The 17,231-nt window shown below is 63.8% G+C and carries 12 protein-coding genes and 1 other annotated feature; of the genes, 1 reads left to right on the forward strand and 11 read right to left on the reverse strand.

All coding sequences use genetic code 11. The features are described from left to right. Nucleotides 1-206: 206 nt before the first annotated feature. The 5 genes from H8S55_RS08205 to miaB all read right to left on the reverse strand — a co-directional run bounded on the left by H8S55_RS08205 (nt 207) and on the right by miaB (nt 8,219). Entirely contained in the window at nt 207-896 is a 690-nt protein-coding gene (locus H8S55_RS08205; protein ID WP_186878584.1) for a hypothetical protein, read from the reverse strand. 204 nt (nt 897-1,100) lie between these two features. Beyond that, nucleotides 1,101-3,170 (reverse strand): DNA mismatch repair endonuclease MutL, encoded by a 2,070-nt coding sequence (gene mutL / locus H8S55_RS08210; protein ID WP_186878585.1) that lies wholly within the window; start codon nt 3,168-3,170, stop codon nt 1,101-1,103. Between the two features lie 4 nt (nt 3,171-3,174). Then, nucleotides 3,175-3,624, reverse strand: a complete 450-nt coding sequence (locus H8S55_RS08215; RefSeq protein ID WP_147564050.1) for a hypothetical protein — start codon at nt 3,622-3,624, stop codon at nt 3,175-3,177. Nucleotides 3,625-3,834: 210 nt separating this feature from the next. Beyond that, nucleotides 3,835-6,438, reverse strand: a complete 2,604-nt coding sequence (gene mutS, locus H8S55_RS08220) for a DNA mismatch repair protein MutS (protein WP_186878586.1) — start codon at nt 6,436-6,438, stop codon at nt 3,835-3,837. Nucleotides 6,439-6,806: 368 nt separating this feature from the next. Beyond that, complete coding sequence (gene miaB, locus H8S55_RS08225) at nt 6,807-8,219, reverse strand: tRNA (N6-isopentenyl adenosine(37)-C2)-methylthiotransferase MiaB (protein ID WP_186878587.1); 1,413 nt, start codon at nt 8,217-8,219, stop codon at nt 6,807-6,809. Between the two features lie 475 nt (nt 8,220-8,694). Next, nucleotides 8,695-8,903: a binding site (T-box leader), on the forward strand. A 71-nt stretch (nt 8,904-8,974) separates the two neighbouring features. On the opposite strand from miaB, the gene H8S55_RS08230 reads away from it, so the two are divergent. Beyond that, nucleotides 8,975-10,396 (forward strand): glycine--tRNA ligase, encoded by a 1,422-nt coding sequence (locus H8S55_RS08230; protein WP_186878588.1) that lies wholly within the window; start codon nt 8,975-8,977, stop codon nt 10,394-10,396. Nucleotides 10,397-10,831: 435 nt separating this feature from the next. Here the strand turns inward: H8S55_RS08230 and H8S55_RS08235 are convergent, their stop codons facing one another. The 6 genes from H8S55_RS08235 to H8S55_RS08260 all read right to left on the reverse strand — a co-directional run bounded on the left by H8S55_RS08235 (nt 10,832) and on the right by H8S55_RS08260 (nt 16,890). Beyond that, nucleotides 10,832-12,031 (reverse strand): vWA domain-containing protein, encoded by a 1,200-nt coding sequence (locus tag H8S55_RS08235; protein ID WP_186878589.1) that lies wholly within the window; start codon nt 12,029-12,031, stop codon nt 10,832-10,834. 4 nt (nt 12,032-12,035) lie between these two features. Next, on the reverse strand, nt 12,036-12,845 hold the full coding sequence (locus tag H8S55_RS08240; RefSeq protein ID WP_186878590.1) for an AAA family ATPase: 810 nt from the start codon (nt 12,843-12,845) through the stop codon (nt 12,036-12,038). Nucleotides 12,846-12,909: 64 nt separating this feature from the next. After that, complete coding sequence (gene rnhA / locus H8S55_RS08245) at nt 12,910-13,347, reverse strand: ribonuclease HI (RefSeq protein WP_147563716.1); 438 nt, start codon at nt 13,345-13,347, stop codon at nt 12,910-12,912. 271 nt (nt 13,348-13,618) lie between these two features. Then, nucleotides 13,619-14,056: an SHOCT domain-containing protein gene (locus H8S55_RS08250; protein WP_186878591.1), complete on the reverse strand. Its 438-nt coding sequence runs from the start codon at nt 14,054-14,056 to the stop codon at nt 13,619-13,621. Nucleotides 14,057-14,059: 3 nt separating this feature from the next. Continuing rightward, nucleotides 14,060-16,573: a DNA gyrase subunit A gene (gyrA, locus tag H8S55_RS08255; RefSeq protein ID WP_186878592.1), complete on the reverse strand. Its 2,514-nt coding sequence runs from the start codon at nt 16,571-16,573 to the stop codon at nt 14,060-14,062. A 32-nt stretch (nt 16,574-16,605) separates the two neighbouring features. After that, nucleotides 16,606-16,890 (reverse strand): GIY-YIG nuclease family protein, encoded by a 285-nt coding sequence (locus H8S55_RS08260; RefSeq protein WP_227148065.1) that lies wholly within the window; start codon nt 16,888-16,890, stop codon nt 16,606-16,608. Between the last annotated feature and the right edge of the window lie 341 nt (nt 16,891-17,231).

Below are 17,231 nucleotides of genomic sequence, written 5' to 3' on the forward strand. Positions count from 1 at the left end.
CCGCAAGGGGTATGCCGCATCCGTAAGGCTCCTTCGTCGCCAACGGCTGCGCAAAGGTCGGCCCCTACAAGAGCCATCGTGACACGCCGTAGGGGCGGACCTCCGTGTCCGCCCGTCGACAACGGATGCACCCCCGCAGGTCCCCCTCATCCGCCCCTCCGGGGCACCTTCCCCCCTGGGTGGGGAAGGCTTTTACCAAGCCACCTCTACTTCTTCACCGGCCATCTTTTCACTGCGTCCCTCGCCGCCCGTAAAAACGCCAAAAAGCCGTCCATCTGCCGGTCGAAGTCCTCCTGGGCGGCCTTTTGCAGGGCGGACTTCTCCCCGTCGTCCTTGAAAAAGCAGTCGTCGGTGAGGGCGGCGATGTGGTCGGTGAGCCAGGGGGAGCGCTGGGTAAGGGTGCCGTCAAAGTTCTCGCAGCACACCTCCACGGTGTGCGCCCCGTCGTCCAAGGGGCCGGGGGCGACCCGCAGGGAGTCGCCGGGGCGGGCGGTCAGGGCGTTTCGCAGCTCCCGATCCCCCAGCACCAGCTTGGTGAAGGCCCGGTCGTCCGTGGTCACCACCCGGCCCTTCAGGGCGGCGGGGTCGCCGTAGTCCCGGCGCTCTCCCGCCAGACTCATCAGGGTCTGAAAGCCCGCCCCGGTCAGGTCCTTCCGGCGGATGTGCAGGGAGTAGCTGCCATCCAGAGGGATGGTGGTCCGGGCGATCAGGTTGTCCCAGCTGCCGCGCCCCTCGGCGCACTGCCGGAGGAGGATCAGCAGGGGCGGCTCCTCCCCGTCGGGCAGCACCAGCTGGCTGTCGCACTGGTTCAGCCGCTCCCGTCCACAGCTGAAAAAGCTGCCGCCCCGGTGCTTCTGATAGCCCGCAAGAAATCGGTTCCAATCGATGTAGCTCATATGGACCCTCCTTTGGGTAGGTAGGAGTTAGGAGTGATGAGTGATGAGTTTTAGGACGGGGGCTACGGATTGCCACGTCGGGGCTTTGCCCCTCCTCGCAATGACGGAAACAGAAAGCCCCGTATCTTGTCATTGCGAGGAGCGCAGCGACGTGGCAATCCGTCCCCAAACTCCTATCTCATCCCTCCTAACTCCTAACTAAACTCAAATCCTCTTAAACTGCTTCTCCAGTTCTTTCTGCGTCAGTTCAATGGCCACCGGTCTGCCGTGGGGGCAGTATTTCACCTGGCCGGACATGACGGCCCGGGCCACCCGCTCCAGCTCCTGGTCGCTGGTCTTCCAGCCGCCCTTGATGGCGGCCTTGCAGGCCATGGTGTGCAGCAGCTCGTCCCGGGCGGCGGCGGGGTCGGCATCCCCGGTGGTCAGCAGCCTTTGGGCCAGCTCAGACAAGGTGGCCTCGATGTCCCCCACATCCACGTCGAAGGGGGCCTGGCGCACCGCCAGGGCATCCCCCAGCTGGTCCACGTCAAAGCCGAACTGCCCCAGCAGTTCCTGATGGGCCAGCAGGACGGCCTGCTCCTGGGCGGGCAGGCGGCACAGGACGGGGGAGAGGAGGGTCTGGGCCATGGGGTCATAGCCCTGGGCCTTCATGCGGTCAAAGTTCATCCGCTCGTGGGCGGCGTGCTTGTCGATGAAGAACACCCGGTCCCCCTGCTCCACCACGATATAGGTGTGCAGCACCTCCCCCACCATGCGCCAGGGGAGTTCCTCCGGGGACGGGCTGCCGGGGCCAGCAGCCCCTACGGACTCTTGGGGGACAGGGCTGCTGGGGACAGCAGCCCCTACATTTTTTTCAGAAACAGCGGCCCCTGCGGGTTTTTCTGGAATAGCGGCCCCTACAGGTCTTTCGGGTTCTTTCGGCTCTAGGTTTTCCACATGGGGCTTCTCTGCCGTGGCAAAAGCCGCCGGTTGGGCGGGGGAGACGGGGGAGGGGACGGAGACTTCCGGTTTTTTCTCCACAGGCCCCGCCGGAACGGGGGAAACGCGGGTCAGGGGGCGATAGGTGCTGTCCTGCACCCGCAGGTTGACGGGAGGGGAGACCGGCTTGGGCGATGCCGGGCGGGGGGAGGGGGCCACAGACGCAGGGCCGCTGGGGACAGCGGCCCCTACGGGCTTTTGCGCAGCAGCGGGGCGGGGCGTGATGGTCAGCTGCTGCTCTGTCACCTGGTCCACAGACCGCACCCCGGGGATGGGCTTGGGCTTCAGCTCCACCTGGGGCCGGGAGCGGTCCGCCTCTAAGGCGGAGAGGACGGCGTGGTATACGGCGGAGAACACCTGCCGCTCGCTGCCGAACTTCACCTCGCTCTTGGCGGGGTGGACGTTCACGTCCACGGCGCTGCGGCGGATGTCCAGATGGAGGACGCAGCCGGGGAACTTGCCCACCATCTTCTGGTTCTGATAGGCCTGCTCTACGGCGGCGGTCATCAGGGGGCTTTTCACCGGGCGGCCGTTGACGAAGAAGAACTGCCAGCTCCGGCTGGCCCGGCAGCAGGCGGGCATGGACACAAAGCCGGTGACGGTCATCTCCTCCCCGGCGGACTGCACCGGGCGCAGCCCTAAGGCCAGCTCCCGGCCCAGCACGGCATAGACGGCGGACTTTAACTGTCCGTCCCCGGGGGTCATCAGCTCCTGCTTGCCGTCCCGGATGAAGTGGAAGGAGACCTCCGGGTGGGACAGGGCGGCCTTCTGCACCACGGCAAAGACGGCGGCCCCCTCGGCAGCGTCCTTTTTCAGGAATTTCTGCCGGGCGGGGGTGTTGTAAAACAGGTCCCGCACCACCATGGTGGTGCCCTGGGGACAGCCCGCCTCCTCCACCTGGCCGAACACGCCTCCCTCCACTGTCAACGACGCACCCAGCGGGGCATCGGCGGTGCAGGTGAGCACCTCCATCCGGGACACGGCGCAGATGGCGGCCAGGGCCTCACCCCGAAAGCCCAAAGTGCCGATGGCCTCTAAGTCCCGGGCGGAGTGGAGCTTGCTGGTGGCGTGGCGGAGAAAGGCGGTCTTCAGCTGGTCGGCGGGGATGCCGCCCCCGTCGTCCGTCACCCGGAGGAAGGTCATGCCCCCGTGGGCGATCTCCACCGTGACGGCAGAAGCCCCGGCGTCCACCGCATTTTCGATCAGCTCTTTGGCGGCGCTGGCGGGCCGCTCCACCACCTCGCCGGCGGCGATCAGGTCGGCCACATGGGGGTCCAGTACAGTAATGACCGACATCGCCTTACACCTGGGGCTCCACGCCCCGGGCCCGGTCCAGGGCGGCGGACAGCTGCCGCAGACTGTGCAGGGAGGCCAGGCGCTGGGGCCCGACGGCCACCCCCGCCAGGCGCAGCGGGGTCTTGGTCCAGATGGTCAGGGTCCACACCCCCCGGGTCATGGTGTGCTGGCGGAGAAAGGCGGACTGAATATCCCCGATCAAAATGGTCCGGCCGTCCAGCTCCAGGGCCCGGTCGTCCATTGTCCAGGCCACCCGGCGGACATTCCAGTTTTTCAGCAGCGTCACCCGCACTGCCACCAGCACCGCCAGGGTGGCCAGCACGCCGGCGGTCACCGTCTCCTGGGTGAGATAGGCCCGGGACAGGCCCCAGGGGATGAGACTCACCACAAAGGTGCAGATCCAATACAGCTCGTCCTTTCGGGGCTGGCGCAAAATCAGTTCTCCATGATGCATGATAAATGGCTCCTTTTGGGTCAATTTTGAATACTATTTGTATTTTGTGGATTGATTTATTCTGTTCATTTTGAAAAATGCTGCGTTTGCGGGGTGCATCCGTTGTCGGCGGGCCGACGCGGAGGTCGGCCCCTACGGCGTGTCACGATAGCTCTTGTAGGGGCGGACCTCTGTGTCCGCCCGTTCGATGACCGCCGCACCAACGGTGGTTCACCCCTCCAGCATCCGCTTCAATTCGTCCAACAGATTCAACGCCTGGATGGGGGAGAGGGCGTTCACGTCGGTCTGCTCCAGGCGGTCCAGCACCGCCCGGCTGCCCAGTTCGGCCAGGGAGAACTGGTCCTCCTCCGGCGCTTGGGCGGGCCGGGGATGGACCCCCTGGCCCCCCTCCAGCTCGGCCAGGATCTCCCGGGCCCGGCGGATGACCCCCTCGGGCACGCCGGCCAGGCGGGCCACCTCGATGCCATAGCTCTGGTCTGCGCCCCCCCGGAGGATCTTCCGCAGGAAGATCACGTCCGCCCCCTTCTTTTTGGCGGCGATGTGATAGTTCTTCACACCGGGGATGCGGCCCTCCAGCACGGTCAGCTCGTGGTAGTGGGTGGCGAACAGGGTCTTGGCCCCCAGGCGCTTGGGGTCGGCGCAGTATTCCAGCACCGCCCGGGCGATGGACATGCCGTCGTAGGTGCTGGTGCCCCGGCCGATCTCGTCCAGGATGAGCAGGGAGCGGCGGGTGGCGCTTTTCAGCAGGGCGGCCACCTCGGTCATCTCCACCATGAAGGTGGACTGGCCCGCCGCCAGGTCGTCGCTGGCCCCGATGCGGGTGAACACCCGGTCCACCACGCCGATGTGAGCCGACTGGGCGGGGACAAAGGAGCCCATCTGGGCCATCAGGACGATGAGGGCCACCTGGCGCATATAGGTGGACTTGCCCGCCATGTTGGGGCCGGTGATGATGGCGCACCGGTCCTCCCCCCGGTCCATGTGGGTGTCGTTGGGGACGAAGGGGGTCCCTTTCAGCACCTTCTCCACCACCGGGTGCCGCCCCTGGGTGATGGTCAGGGTGTCGGAGTCGTCCACCTGGGGCATACAATAGCGGTTGTCCGCCGCCACTGTGGCAAAGGAGTTCAGCACGTCCACCTGGGCCACCGCTGCGGCGGAGGCCTGGATGGCGGCCACCTGCCGGCACACCTGGTCCTTCAGCTGGCAGAACAGCTGATACTCCAGGGCGGTCACCGTGTCCTGGGCGGACAGAATGGCGTGCTCCAGCTCCTTCAGCTCCTGGGAGATATACCGCTCGGCGTTCACCGTGGTCTGCTTTCTCGTCCAGCTGTCGGGGACCAGGTCGATCTGGGACTTGGCCACCTCGATGTAATATCCAAACACCTTGTTGGACTTGATCTTCATATTTTTGATGCCGGTCTGCTCTTTGGTGTCCGCTTCCAGCTGGGCCAGCAGCTCGGCGGAGTGGTCAAGAATATTCCTCTGCCGGTCCACCTCCCCGTCAAAGCCGTCCCGGATGAAGCCGCCCTCCCGCACGGAGAAGGGGGGCTCGTCCACCAGGGCCCGGCCCAGCAGCTCCCGCAGCTGGGGCAGGTCGTCCAGCTGCTGCCCCAGGGACCGGAGCAGGGCGGAGGGGCAGGGGGAGAGCAGCTGGCGGATGTGGGGCAGCTTGCCCAGTCCGGCGCACAGAGCGGACAGGTCCCGGCCCCCGGCGGAGCCATAGACCACCCGGCCAATGAGCCGCTCTAAGTCCGTCACCTCCCGCAGGGCGGCGGACAGCTCCTGACGGGCGATGCTGTTCTCCACCAGATCGCCCACCGCCTGCTGCCGCCGGGAGATCTGGACGGGGGAGAGGAGTGGCCGCTCCATCCACGCCCGGATCAGCCGCCCGCCCATGGCGGTGCGGGTCTTGTCCAGCACCCACAGCAGGCTGCCCTTCTTCTCCTTGCCCCGCATGGTGGCGGTGAGCTCCAGGGTCTGGCGGGCGGTGAGGTCCAGCTCCATGAACTGCCCCGTGGTATAGTAGGTGAAGTGGGCGATGTGGCTCAGGTCGGTCTTTTGGGTCTCGTACAGATAGGACAGCAGGGCCCCCGCCGCCTGGACGGCGGCCTCCTCTCCCGCTCCCAGGCCGTCCAGCCCGGACCGGAACTGCTTCTCCGCCAGGGCCCGGGCCGCATCGGGCCGAAACCGGCCCTCCCCCCCGTTTTCACAGGGGCAGTCCAGCCGCTCCTTCAAAAAGTCCCGCAGCCCGTCCACCTCCCAGGCCCCCGCAGACAGCAGGGCCTCCGCCGGGTGGAACCGGGCCAGCTCGTTTTTCAGGTGGTCCAGATTCTCCCCCCCGGCGGGGAAGGCGGTGGCATACACCTCGCCGGTGGACAGGTCGCACAGGCACAGGCCATACCGGGCCGAGTCGGCGTAGACGGCACAGAGATAGTTGTTCTTGCTGTCCTCCAGCATGGAGGAGGAGATGACCGTCCCCGGGGTGACCACCCGGATGATGTCCCGGTCCACCAGGCCCTTGGCCAGGGCCGGGTCCTCCGTCTGCTCGCAGATGGCCACTTTATAGCCCTTGGCGATGAGCCGGGCGATATAGCCCTCGCAGGAGTGATAGGGCACGCCGCACATGGGGGTGCGCTCCTCCGGGGGCTTGTTCCGGTCCCGGGTGGTCAGGGTCAGGTCCAGCTCCCTGGACACCAGCTTGGCGTCCTCGTTGAACATCTCGTAAAAATCCCCCAGGCGGAAAAACAAGATGGAGTCGGGGTTCTGGGCCTTGATGTCCAGATATTGCTGCATCATGGGGGTGAGCTCTGCCATAGTACACCGGCTTTCTGTGAGTTAGGAGGTAGGAGGGATGAGGTAGGAGTTTTGGACAGGGTCAAAAGCCTTCCCCCTCCCAGGGGGAAGGTGGCATGGCGAAGCCATGACGGATGAGGGTGAGTATCGTGGATGCGGTGGTCATCGCGGGCCGACACAGTACCCGCAAGGGGTATGCCGCATCCGTAAGGCTCCTTCGTCGCCAACGGCTGCGCAAAGGTCGGCCCCTACGAGAGCCATCGTGACCTGCCGTAGGGGCGGACCTCTGTGTCCGCCCGTCGACAACGGATGCACCCCCGGAGGTCCCCCTCATCCGCCCCAGTGTGCTCACTGGGGCACCTTCCCCCAGGGGAAGGCTTTTTTCGTCTTTACGCCAGCTCCCCGAACAGGGACCACTTGTTGGCCCCGGTGATCTTCACGTCTTTGAACTGGCCCAGGGCAGACTTGTCGCCCACCACCCGGACCAGGCGGTTGCCGGGGGTACGGGCGGTGAGGTCATAGCGGCTGTCGTCGCTGAGGGCGTCCACCAGGCAGCGCACCGTCTTTCCGATGTAGGCGGCGTGCTTTTCCTCGGAAATGGCATCCTGCAGGGCGGTGAGGCGGTTGAAGTTGGCCAGCTTCTCCTCCCGGGACATGGGGTCGTCCATACTGGCGGCGGGGGTGCCCACCCGGGGGGAGTAGATGAAAGTGAACAGGGCGTCGTAGCGCACCTCCTCCAGCACCTTCAGGGTATCTTCAAACTCCTGCGTGGTCTCCCCGGGGAAGCCCACGATGATGTCAGAGGTGAGGACGATGTCGGGGATCAGGCTCTTCAGGTCCCGGATCTTGGCCAGATAGTCCGCAATGGTGTGGCGGCGGTTCATGACCTTTAGAATGCGGTCGTTCCCCGCCTGGAAGGGCAGGTGGAGGACGGGGGCCACCTTTTCGCACCGGGCCATGGTCTCAAACAGCTTGTGGGTGGCATCCTTGGGGTGGGAGGTCATAAAGCGGATGAGAAACTCCCCCGGAATATCGTTGACCGCAGAGAGCAGGTCAGAGAAGTCCATGGGCTCGGGCAGGTCCTTGCCATAGGAGTTCACGTTCTGGCCCAGCAGGGTGATGTCTTTATAGCCCTGGGCGACCAGCCCCCGCACCTCCTCCAAAATGTCTTCGGGGGCCCGGGAGCGCTCCCGGCCCCGGACATAGGGCACGATGCAATAGGTGCAGAAGTTGTTGCAGCCGTACATGATGGACACCCATGCCTTGATGCCGTCCTGGCGGACGGTGGGGATGCCCTCGGCGATGGACCCGGCCTCGTCGGCCACGGAGAAGATGCGCCCCCGCTGGGTGAGCAGGGTGTGGACCATCTCCGGGAACTTCCACAGGGCGTGGGGGCCAAAGACCAGGTCCACGTGGCGATAGGACTGGCGGATCTTCTCGGCCACATGCTTCTCCTGCACCATGCAGCCGCACAGACAGATGAGCTGCTCCGGGTGGCGGCGCTTGGTGTGGACCAGAGCACCCACGTTGCCCAGCACCCGCTGCTCGGCGTGCTCCCGGATGGCGCAGGTGTTGATGACGATGATGCGGGCCTGCTCCGGGTCATCGGTAAAACCAAAGCCCATCCGCTCCAGATAGCCCCGGATGCGCTCTGAATCGGCCTCGTTCTGCTGGCAGCCATAGGTGTCCACCAGGGCCAGGGGCTTGTCCGCCCACTGCCCGGTCACCCGGCAGATGTCGTCGCACAGGGTCAGCTGGCGCTCCACCTCCGCCTGGGAAATCTGGGTGGTTTTTCGTTCCATAAAGTATTGTCCTCCGTTCCGGCGCATGTTCCGGCGCTTTCTTCGTGTTCATTTAAGTTAAGTAATTATTTTATCATGGTGCCCGAAAAAACACAAGTGCGGGGAAGGGGAGAAAACCCCAAAGCCCTCTCAGTCACGGCTATCGCCGTGCCAGCTCCCCCACGGGGGGAGCCAAGGGGCGGCGGGTTCCGGGCGGATGGGGACATCCGCCCCTACAGAATGTGACGAATCTCGTCCGTAGGGGCCGCTGTCCCCAGCGGCCCGCCGGCGGCGCCGCACCCGCAATAGGAACGGATCACCGCGTCGGCCCGTTGGGCCTGCTCGCAATGACAGGCTTTTTTGACCGCCTTGCCTCCCCCCTTGGGGGAGGTGCCCAGTGGGCACACTGGGCGGAGAGGGCCACGAGCGGCCCGGCCGCCCGTCAAAAACCCATTCTTACCCTTGACATTGCCGCAGTTCTGTAATAGAATACCCGTTAACAGCAACGACAGAGAACAGTACCCCGCATTCTGGTGGCAGAGAGAGGGCGGCCGGTGAGAGCCCTTCGACGGTGCGGCGGGAAGGCACTTCTGGAGCGCGGGCAGGAAATGGCCCGCCGGTCCCCGCCGTTATCGGGAGGAGAGTGCGCACCAGCCAGGTGCGAATTCAGGTGGAACCACGGACATGTTTATGTTCGCCCTGAGCCTTATTGGGCTCGGGGCGTTTTTTTCTGCCCTGAGTCACAACAAAATCAAGACAGAAGGAGTTTGATCCCCATGAAGAACACCGAAAAGACCATGGAAAAGATCGTCGCCCTGTGCAAGGGCCGCGGCTTCATCTTTTCCGGCAGCGAGATCTACGGCGGCCTGGCCAACACCTGGGACTACGGCCCCCTAGGTGTGGAGCTGAAAAACAACGTGAAGAAGGCCTGGTGGAAGAAGTTCGTCCAGGAGAACCCCTATAACGTGGGTCTGGATGCCGCCATCCTGATGAATCCCCAGGTTTGGGTGGCCTCCGGCCATGTGGGCGGCTTTTCCGACCCCCTGATGGACTGCAAGGAGTGCAAGGAGCGCTTCCGTGCCGACAAGGTCATCGAGGACTGGTGCCAGGAGAACAAGTTCGATCTGGGCCACAGCGTGGATGCCATGAGCCAGACCCAGATGAAGGAGTTCATCGACGAGCACCAGATCGTCTGCCCCTCCTGCGGCAAATTCAACTGGACGGACATCCGCCAGTTCAACCTGATGTTCAAGACCTTCCAGGGCGTGACCGAGGACGCCAAGAACACCGTGTATCTCCGTCCCGAGACCGCCCAGGGCATCTTCGTCAACTTCCAGAACGTGCAGCGCACCACCCGGCGCAAGCTGCCCTTCGGCGTGTGTCAGGTGGGCAAGTCCTTCCGCAACGAGATCACCCCGGGCAACTTTACCTTCCGCACCCGCGAGTTCGAGCAGATGGAGCTGGAGTTCTTCTGCAAGCCCGGCACCGAGCTGGAGTGGTTCGCCTACTGGAAGCAGTTCTGCCACCAGTGGCTGCTGGACCTGAACATGAAGGACGAGAACCTGCGCCTGCGGGACCACGACCCCGAGGAGCTCAGCCACTATTCCAACGCCACCACCGACTTCGAGTTCGTCTTCCCCTTCGGCTGGGGCGAGCTGTGGGGCGTGGCCAGCCGGACCAACTTCGACCTGACCGCCCACCAGAAGACCTCCGGCAAGGACATGTCCTATTTCGACCAGGAGGCCAACGAGCACTATATCCCCTACGTCATCGAGCCCTCCCTGGGTGCCGACCGGGTGACCCTGGCCTTCCTGGTGGATGCCTATGACGAGGAAGTGGTGGACGCCGAGAAGAACGACGTGCGCACCGTGCTGCGTCTGCACCCCGCCCTGGCCCCCTACAAGTGCGCCGTGCTGCCCCTGAGCAAGAAGCTGGGCGAGAAGGGCCGCGAGATCCAGCAGATGCTGTCCAAGTACTTCATGGTGGACTATGACGATGCCGGCTCCATCGGCAAGCGCTATCGCCGCCAGGACGAGATCGGCACCCCCTACTGCATCACCGTGGACTTCGAGACCGTGGGCGACGACAAGACCCCCGCCGACAACGCCGTCACCATCCGCGACCGCGACACCATGGAGCAGGTCCGCGTCCCCATCGACCAGCTGAAGAGCTGGCTGGAGGAGAAGCTGGCTTACTAAGCAAAAAGTTCAGAAAAGATAAGCCCCCCGCCGGAAATTTGCATTTCCAGCGGGGGTTTCTGTTTGCCTTCCCCTGGGGGAAGGTGGCATGGCGAAGCCATGACGGATGAGGGGGAGCACGGGGGTGCATACGTTGTCGCCGGGCCGCTGGGGACAGCGGCCCCTACGAAATCTATCGTAACCCGGCGTAGGGGCGGCTATTAGCCGCCCGCCCTCTCAGTCACGGCTTCGCCGTGCCAGCTCCCCCAAAGGGGGAGCCAAGACCAGACCCGAGGACCCCACCGAACCTTGCCTCCCCCCTCGGGGGAGGTGCCCCCGCAGGGGGCGGAGAGGGCCGCCCGCATCCCCCACCCTGTCATTGCGAGGAGCGCAGCGACGTGGCAATCCGTCCACCCGTCCAAAGCCTTCCCCACCCTGGGGGGAAGGCTTTTCTCTTTATCTTGCCAGCAGCTTTTTCATGGCCTCCTCCAGGCCCTCCACGGTGAGGGGGAACATGGGGAAGACCCGGGCGATGGCGTCGTAGGTCTGGGTCCAATAGTCCCCCCACACGGGGCGCTCACTTGGGTTGAGCCAGACCACGTTGGTGTAGCGGCTTTTAAAGCGCTTGAGCCAATCTAACCCGCACTGGGGGCCGTCGCCGGTGTTGTTCCGGCCATAGTAGCCCCCCAGCAGCTCGTAGGGGGCCATCTGGGCATCCCCCACAAAGATGACCTTCCAGTCCCCGGGCAGGTTGGACAGCACCCAATCTGTCAGCACCGACTCCCTGGTCCAGAGCATGGGGTCTTTATACAGCCGGCCATAGACGCAGTTGTGGAAGTAGAACACCTTCAGGTCCTTGAAGTGCCCCGACTTGCTCACCGCCTGGAACAGGGAGGAGCACAGCTGGCTGTAGTAGTCCATAGAGCCGCCGGAGTCCATCAGCAGCAACACCTTCACCGTGTTCTCCCGGGGGCGCTTATAGCGCACCTGCAGCACGCCGCCCTGGTCGGCGGTGTCCTTGATGGTGTTGTCCACGTCGAACTCCGTAGGGGGCAGGTCCACCAGGCCGGAGAACTGCCGCAGGCGGCGGAGGGCCACCTGGAACTGGCGGGTGTCCAGGGTGTTGTCCCGGCGGAAGTCCCGGAATTTCCGCTCCCCCGCCACCCGAAAGGCCCGGTGGTACATGGACTCGCCTCCCACCCGGATGCCCTTGGGGGACAGGCCGGAGTTGCCGAAGGTGGACATGCCGTGGGTCCCCACCCAATAGCTGCCCCCGTTGTGCTCCTCGTTCTGCTCCTGCATGCGCTCCTTCAGCATCCGCTCGATCTCTTCCTCGGAAAGGCCCATGTTTTTCAGGGCCTGCTCCTCGTCCCAGTTGGCATAGTCATTCAGCACGTCGGGCCGGTTCAGCCAGTCCATCAGCTCCTGAGATACCTCCTGCTGGAAGGGCACGTCCCGGAAATACTCCAGAAACACCCGGTCAAACCGGTCAAAGTCCGCCTCGCTCTTCACCAGCAGACAGCGGCACAGGTAGTAAAAGCCGGTGAAGCTGGACCCGTGCAGTCCCTTGTCCAGGGCCTCCATCAGGGACATCCACTCCGTCAGCGAGACCTTCAGGCCGCTGGAGCGGAGGAGATAGAGAAAATCCTCGAACATAGGCTCACCGCCAGTTGCGCCGCAGGGCGTCCATGTCCTCGTTCTTCTTCAGCAGGACCCCCAGATAGGGCACCTCCTTCACCACCCGCTTGGGGTCCACGCCCCCGTGGACCAGGGCCTGGAGCCAGTCGATGATCTCGCTGGTGGAGGGCTTTTTCTTGATCTGGGGCAGCTGGCGGATCTTATAGAAGGCCTCCAGCACCTGGGTCAGCAGCTTGTCGTCCAGGTCGGGGAAGTGGACCCGGACGATCTGGGCCATCAGCTCCTTGTCCGGGAACTCGATATAGTGGAAGACGCACCGGCGCAAAAAGGCATCGGGCAGCTCCTTCTCCGCATTGGAGGTGATGATGACCACCGGGCGGTGCTTTGCCGTGACGGTGCGGCCCGTCTCCGGGATGTGGAACTCCATGCGGTCCAGCTCCCACAGCAGGTCGTTGGGGAACTCCAGATCGGCCTTGTCGATCTCGTCGATGAGGAGGATCACCTGCTCGTCGGCGGTGAAGGCCTCGCCCAGCTTGCCCAGCTTCACATACTTTTCGATGTCGTCCACGCCCTGGCCGCCGAACTGGCTGTCATACAGCCGCTGCACCACGTCATAGACGTAGAGGCCGTCCTGGGCCTTGGTGGTGGACTTGATGTTCCAGATCAGCAGCTTTTTATTCAGGGCGGCGGCAATGGCCTCGGCCAGCATGGTCTTGCCCGTGCCCGGCTCGCCCTTGATGAGCAGGGGCTTTTGCAGCACCATGGCGATGTTCACCGAGCGCATCAGCTCCTCCGAGGCCACATAGTCCTGGCTGCCTTTGAATTCGTTCATGGGGTGTTTCCTCCTTGTGTTTTGAAAAAGGGCGCAGAAAATACTCTCTTTTCTGCGCCCGGTTTTATTTGTATTTCTGGCTCTGGGCCACGGCCAGCTGGTCGCAGCGGTTGTTGTACTGATTCTCCGCGTGGCCCTTCACCCAGTGCAGGTGTACGTCGTGCTTTTCGTACAGGTCCAGCAGGCGGCCCCACAGGTCGGGGTTCAGGGCGGGCTTTTTGTCGCTCTTCACCCAGCCCCGGGCCCGCCAGCCTTTGGCCCAGCCCTTACCCAGGCCGTCGATGACGTATTTGGAGTCGGAGTACAGCTCCACCCGGCAGGGCTCCTTCAAAAGCTCCAGGGCGGAGATCACCCCGGTGAGCTCCATGCGGTTGTTGGTGGTCTGGGCCTCGCCCCCGGACAGCTCCTTGGTGTGGGGGCCATACATCAGAATGGCCCCCCACCCCCCGGGCCCCGGGTTGCCCGAACAGGCCCCGTCGGTGTAGATGGTGACAGTTTTCATGTTGGTGTTCTCCTGGTGCGTGGTGGGAGTGTCGATGGGTATCGGCGGTCCGGTGTAGGGGCGGATATCATCCGCCCGCGATACCCGTGCGCCAACGGTGGGCGGACACAGAGGTCCGCCCCTACAAAAGCCATCGTAACTCGCCGTAGGGGCCGACCTCCGTGTCGGCCCGTCGATGACCGGCAATTCTACCCCGGGCGGCTAATAGCCGCCCCTACGCCAAATGTCGGTGGCATTTCGTAGGGGCGGCCTTTGGCCGCCCGCGTGCCCCTCACTTCCCCCTCAAGATCTCTTCCTTCTTCTGCCGATACTCCTCGTTGGTATAGAGCCCGGCTTTTCTCAGGGTCTCCAGCTGTTCCAGCTGGCCGGTCTGGTCCAGGCAGATGGAGGGGATGTGGTCGTGCTGTTCTTTGCGGGGTGTGCGTTTGGTGACACTCTGATATGTGCGCTTGGCGGGCCCGGATATGGACAGGGCAGGGCCCTTGCTCTCCCGCCGGGGGGACAGGGGGGCGGAGGGCTTTTCTCCGTTCCCCCCCTGTTTTTTTGCCTGCTTCACCAGCAGAAATGCGGCGACGGCGGTCCACAGCAGGCCAAACAGGCCGGACATAGGCAGGATGACAAAGATACCCACCAGCAGCAGGATCATGTTGGGGGAGAGCTTGTTGTTCCCCCTGTTTCGGCCGTTGTCTCCAAAGGAAGAAAGGCTCATAATTTACTCCTCTTCTGCGGCGGCCTGCTCCGGGGCGGGGGCGGTGTCCTCCTCCCGGTCAGCCAGGGCCATGGCGATCACCTGATCGCCCTCCTCCTTAAAGCGCATGACGATGACGCCCTGGGTGGCCCGGCCGGCCATGCGGATGGCGTCCACATGGGTGCGGATGAGGATGCCCGCCTGGGTGACCAGCAGCAGGTCCTCGGTGCCGTCCACCACCTTGATGCCCACCACGGGGCCGGTCTTGTCGGTGACCATATAGTTGCGGATGCCCAGGCCGCCCCGGTTGGTGATGCGATACTCCTCCAGATCGGTGCGCTTGCCAAAGCCCTTTTCGGTGATGGCCAGCACAGACCGGCCGGGCCGGACCACGCCGGCCCCCACCACAAAGTCGCCGTCCCGGAGCTGGATGCCCCGGACGCCCACGGCGTCACGGCCCATGGCACGGACCTTCTCCTCGGGGAAGCGGATGGCCTGGCCGTCGTGGGTGGCGATGAGCACGTCCTGGCCGCCGTCGGTCTCCAGCACGGAGATGAGGGCGTCCCCCTCGTCCAGGCGCAGGGCCCGGATGCCGCTGACCCGGATGTTTTTCAGGGCGGACACCGCCAGGCGCTTCACCGTGCCCCGGCGGGTGACCATGAACAGGTACAGCTCCTCCTCGGTGAAGTCCCGGAAGTGGATCATGGTCTGGACCCGCTCCCCCTGCTCCACCTGGAGGATGTTCACGATGTTGGTGCCCTTGGCGGCCTTGCCGCTCTCGGGGATCTGATAGCCCTTCTTGCGATAGACCTTGCCCGTGTCGGTGAAGAAGAGCAGATAGTCGTGGGTGGAGGCGGTGAACACGTCCACCACATAGTCCTCCTCCCGGGTGGTGATGCCCTTGCGGCCCTGGCCGCCCTTGGACTGGGCGGCGTACTCGCTGACGGGGGTGCGCTTGATATAGCCCGCATGGGTCAGGGTGAACACGCACTGCTCCTCCTCGATCAGGTCCTCGATGTCCAGCTCGTCCTCCACGTCCTGGATCTCGGTGACCCGGTCGTCGCCGTACTTGTCCCGGATGGCGGTCAGCTCGTCCTTCAGGACCCCCCGGAGCATGGCCTCGTCGGCCAGCAGGCGCTGGAAATAGGCGATGCGCTTTTCCAGCTCGTCATACTCGCCCTGCAGCTTCTCCCGGTCCAGGCCCTGCAGAGCCTTCAGACGCATGTCCAGAATGGCCTGGGCCTGCACGTCGTCCAGACCGAAGCGGTCCATCAGGCGCTGCTTGGCATCGTCATAGGCGGAGCGGATGATGTGGATGACCTCGTCGATGTTGTCCTGGGCCACCAGCAGGCCCTCCAGCAGGTGGGCCCGCTCCTGGGCCTTGCGCAGGTCGTATTGGGTGCGGCGGATGATGACCTGCTCCTGATAGGCGATATACTGGTCCAGAATGTGCCGCAGGGACAGGATGCGGGGCTGCAGCTTGCCGTCCACCTCCACCAGGGCCAGCATATTGATGGCAAATGTGGTCTGCAGCTGGGTCTGGGCAAACAGGCGGTTGAGCACCACCTGGGGGTTGGCATCCCGCTTGAGCTCGATGACGATGCGCATGCCGTTCCGGTCAGACTCGTCCCGGATGTCGGAGATGCCCTCCAGCCGCTTGTCCTCCACCTGGTCGGCCATGTTCTTGATGAGCTGGCGCTTGTTCACCTGATAGGGGATCTCGGTGATGACGATGCGGGTGCGGTCCTTGCCGAACTCCTCAAACTCGTGCCGGGCCCGGACCATCAGGCGGCCCCGGCCAGTGGCATAGGCGGCCCGGATGCCGCTGCGGCCCATGATGATCCCGCGGGTGGGGAAGTCGGGGCCCTTCACATGCTCCATCAGGTCGGCCAGGGTACACTCCGGGTCGTCCAGCACGCAGATGGTGGCGTTGATGACCTCCCGCAGGTTGTGGGGGGGGATGTTGGTGGCCATGCCCACGGCGATGCCGCTGGAGCCGTTCACCAGCAGGTTGGGGAAGCGGGCGGGCAGCACCCGGGGCTCCTTGCGGCTCTCGTCAAAGTTGGGGTCCCAGTCCACCGTGTCCTTTTCGATGTCCCGGAGCATCTCGTCCGAGATCTTGCTCAGCCGGGCCTCGGTGTAACGATAGGCGGCCGGGGGGTCGCCATCCACCGAACCGAAGTTGCCGTGGCCGTCCACCAGCATATAGCGCATGGAGAAGTCCTGGGCCAGACGGACCAGGGCATCATACACCGATGCGTCGCCGTGGGGGTGATACCGGCCCAGCACGTCGCCCACGCAGGTGGCCGACTTTTTAAAGGGCTTGTCCGAGGTCAGGTTGTCCTCGTACATGGCGTAAAGAATGCGCCGGTGCACGGGCTTCAGGCCGTCCCGCACGTCGGGCAGGGCCCGGCCCACGATGACGGACATGGCGTATTCGATATAGGACTTCTCCATCTCGGGGACCAGAGGAGAGGTGACGATCTTCTGTTGAGGATATCGGATCTCCTCGGGGTCGTATTGGGGTTTTTTAGACATTTATGTGTTTCCTCCTTCGCACAGAGGCCGGATCAAATCGTTTTATAAAAATCGCTCCACGCTGGGTTCGTTGTCTCGACCAGTTGGTTCTTTCGTTTTCTGCTCCAGGATTTTATCTGCTTTTCCCGTGCTATCGCAGCCTGGATATCTGGTGTTTCTTCAAAATAGACCAGCTTTGTGATGTTATATTTGGCGGTAAAACTATCAGGGAAATGGTGGCTCCGATGTTCTGCCACGCGGCGCTCCAGATTGTTGGTCACACCAATGTAGAGCGCCACATTGGTCTGATTGGCCATGATATAAACGTAATAGCTCACGGAATATCACAGCCTCCTATCATTTGTCCCTGCGGGGGACAGGACGGATTGCCACGTCGCTTCGCTCCTCGCAATGACAAAAATTACAGTCTCCGCTTTTATCGATACATTCCCAAAGTCAGCCATCTGTCAGCGCCGTTCCGGCTGGTTCAGAACTGCAAGCCCTCGGCTTCCTGTCATTGCGAGGAGGCCGCAGGCCGACGTGGCAATCCGTTCCCTGCGATGACAAAAATTTTGGTCTCTTTCTCTACCGAATCATTCGTAAAGTCAGCCATCTATCTGCGCCGTTCCGGCTGGTTCAGAACTGCAAGCCCTCGGCTTCCTGTCATTGCGAGGAGGCC

The organism is Flintibacter faecis (genome assembly GCF_014287875.1).
Taxonomy (GTDB): Bacteria; Bacillota; Clostridia; order Oscillospirales; family Oscillospiraceae; genus Lawsonibacter; species Lawsonibacter faecis_A.